General features: G+C 63.4%; 1 protein-coding gene. It reads left to right on the top strand.

All coding sequences use genetic code 11. The features are described 5' to 3' along the window. A partial coding sequence (locus EN861_RS34990) for a glutamate-cysteine ligase family protein (RefSeq protein WP_245512189.1) occupies positions 1–287 on the top strand: 287 nt, incomplete at both ends.

Genomic DNA, 287 nt, shown 5'->3' with positions numbered 1-287 from the left:
CAACGAAGTGGCACAGGTGGCCGGCGAACTGCAGCTGGGTTTCCTCGGCATGGGCTTCCAGCCGAAGTGGAAGCGCGATGAAATGCCGTGGATGCCCAAGGGCCGCTACAAGATCATGCGCTCGTACATGCCCAAGGTCGGCTCGCTGGGCCTGGACATGATGACCCGCACCTGCACCGTGCAGGTGAACCTGGACTACGCCACCGAAGCGGACATGGTGAAGAAGTTCCGCGTGTCGCTGGCGCTGCAGCCGATCGCCACCGCGCTGTTCGCCGATTCGCCGTTCA

It is taken from the genome of Mesorhizobium sp. M8A.F.Ca.ET.218.01.1.1 (genome assembly GCF_004791165.1).
Classification (GTDB): domain Bacteria; phylum Pseudomonadota; class Alphaproteobacteria; order Rhizobiales; family Rhizobiaceae; genus Mesorhizobium.
This window is presented reverse-complemented; position numbering and strand designations above follow the sequence as displayed.